General features: G+C 63.3%; 3 protein-coding genes. All 3 read left to right on the top strand.

The window, feature by feature from the left end:
- Window positions 1–1,925: GcvT family protein (locus tag ACRCSW_RS16795; RefSeq protein WP_438706800.1), on the top strand; the 1,925-nt coding region annotated here is incomplete at its 5' end.
- A 33-nt stretch (window positions 1,926–1,958) separates the two neighbouring features.
- Window positions 1,959–2,117 carry a hypothetical protein gene (locus tag ACRCSW_RS16790; protein WP_438706799.1) on the top strand — a complete coding sequence of 53 codons (159 nt, stop codon included), beginning with the start codon at window positions 1,959–1,961 and terminating at the stop codon, window positions 2,115–2,117.
- Window positions 2,114–2,513: cytosine permease (locus ACRCSW_RS16785; protein ID WP_438706798.1), on the top strand; the 400-nt coding region annotated here is incomplete at its 3' end. The genes ACRCSW_RS16790 and ACRCSW_RS16785, both read left to right, overlap by 4 nt.

Genomic DNA, 2,513 nt, shown 5'->3' with positions numbered 1-2,513 from the left:
TCACGCGCATTCTGGTCGAGAATGGCAAAGCTGCCGGAGTGATGACGGCCAAAGGCCCGATCCGCGCCAAAACCGTCGTGATCTGCGGCGGCATGTGGTCGCGCGATCTGGCGGCAGAGGTGGGCGTGACGCTGCCCCTGCATGCCGCCGAGCATTTCTATGTGGTCACCGAACCCGTCGCAGGCCTGCCGCGCAATCTGCCCGTGCTGTTTCTTGGGGATGAGTGGACCTACTACAAGGAAGACGCGGGCAAACTGCTGGTCGGGTTCTTTGAACCGAAAGCCAAGCCCTGGGGGCAGGCGGGCATCCCCGACGACTTCGCCTTCGGAACACTGCCCGAGGATATCGACCACATCGCCCCCCTCTTGGAAGCCGCGACCCGCCGGGTGCCTGTCCTTGAACGGACCGGGATTCAGCTCTTCTTCAACGGCCCCGAAAGCTTTACCCCCGATGACCGATATCTCTTGGGCGAAACGCCCGAGGTTCCGGGGCTGTTCTGCGCGACCGGTTTCAACTCGATCGGCATTCTGTCCTCGGGCGGGGTGGGCAAGGCCCTGGCCGACTGGATCCGCGATGGTCGCCCGCCGATGGAGCTGATGGATGTCGATGTGAGGCGGATGCAGGCGTTTCAGGGCAACCGGAAATACCTTGAGGACCGCACGACCGAAACCCTGGGCCTTCTGTTTGATATGCACTGGCCCTACCGCCAGTTCGCCACTGCCCGCGACATCCGCCGCAGCCCGTTCCACGACCGGCTAAAGGCGATGGGCGCCTGCATGACCGAAGCCGCCGGATGGGAACGGCCCGGCTATTTCGGCACACCCGGCACGACGCCGACCATCGACTATTCCTACGGGCGGCAGAACTGGTTCAATGCTTGCGGCGCGGAATGCCGCAACACCGCCGAGAATGTGACGCTGTTCGATCACAGCTGTTTTGTGAAGTATCTGGTCGAGGGGCGCGATGCGTGCCGCGTGCTGAACCACGTCTGCGCCAATGACATCGACGTGACGCCGGGCCGTGTCGTCTACACCCAATGGCTGAATGTGGCTGGCGGGGTCGAGGCGGATGTGACCGTCACCCGCCTGTCGGAAACGGCCTTCCTTGTCGTGTCCATCGCCGTCTCGCAGCGGCGCGACATGGCTTGGCTCAAACGGCATATCCCCGAAGATGCGCATGTCCATGTGCAGGATGTGACCTCGGGCCTGCCGATGCTGGCCCTGATGGGGCCAAAGGCGCGGGCGCTGCTAGCGACGCTCTCGCCGCAGGATTTCTCGGACGAGAGCTTTCCCTTTGGCGCCAGCCGCGAGATTGACCTCGGCTATGCCCGCGTCCGTGCAAGTCGGCTGACCTATGTCGGCGAACAGGGCTATGAGCTTTACATGCCCGCCGAGTTTGCGGGCCATGTCTTCGACCGGATCATCGAGGCGGGGCCGGGTTTCGGTCTGCGCATGGGCGGGTACTTCGCGATCAACTCCCTGCGGATGGAAAAGGGCTATCGCCACTGGGGTCATGACATCGGTGAAGAAGACACTCCGCGTGAGGCGGGGCTGGGCTTTGCCGTGGCGATGGACAAGCCGGGCGGGTTCATCGGGCGGGATGCCCTGCTCGCGCGAGCGGCAGGGCCGCTGACGCGGCGGCTGGTGCAACTGCGTCTGGTGGACGAGGGGCCGGATGCACCGCTCGTCTATCACAACGAACCGATCCTGCGGGATGGCGAGATCGTGGGCGCGATCACCTCGGGCGGCTGGGGTCACCGGATCGGCGCGTCGCTGGGGATGGGCTATGTCAGCTGCCCCGATGGCGTGACCGACGCCTGGCTCGCGAGCGGTTCATGGGAGGTCGAAGTCGCCTGGAAGCGCCATCCGGCCCGCGTGCAACTTCGCCCCTGGTACGATCCGAAAGGCGACATGATCAAAGGCTGACGACAACAATAAACAACAAAGGGAGGGACCAACATGTCACAACAAGGAATACACCCAGAACTCGAACGCCGATTGGCCGAGCTGGAAAAGCCGGAGATGCAAGGTGCCGGGTTCGGCATGACCGACTGGGTCTGGCTGATGGCGCTTGGCGTCGTGGGCCCCGCGATCCTGCTTTTGTGGGGGTGGTCATGAGCAATCCCGAAACCTCACAAGAATCCGGCTGGCCGCTGACCCGCGCTGAGCGTGACTGGAAACCCTGGCAGTTGTTCATGGTGCTTCTGGTCACCGCAGCGGCGACCTGGTGCTATATCATCGGCGAATATGTCGGCTATTATCTGAACCTGAAAATGGGCATCGCCGCGATGACGGCGGGCAGCATGATCGGCATGCTGCTGGTCACATTGGCCGTGGTGCCGACCGCCACCCGCCATGGCATCGACAGCATCGCCGCCGCCCGCCCGCAATTCGGGGATCGCGGCTGGATCATCACGGTTTTCCTGCAATATGCCTCGATCATCGGCTGGAACTGCCTTCTGATGATCTTTTTCGGCAAATCGGTCGGGCAGTTGTTGCTGGCGCTGAACCTGG

The organism is Tabrizicola sp. (assembly GCF_051645465.1).
GTDB lineage: Bacteria > Pseudomonadota > Alphaproteobacteria > Rhodobacterales > Rhodobacteraceae > Tabrizicola.
Note: the sequence above shows the minus strand (reverse complement) of the source record. Positions and strands in the feature narration are given on the sequence as shown.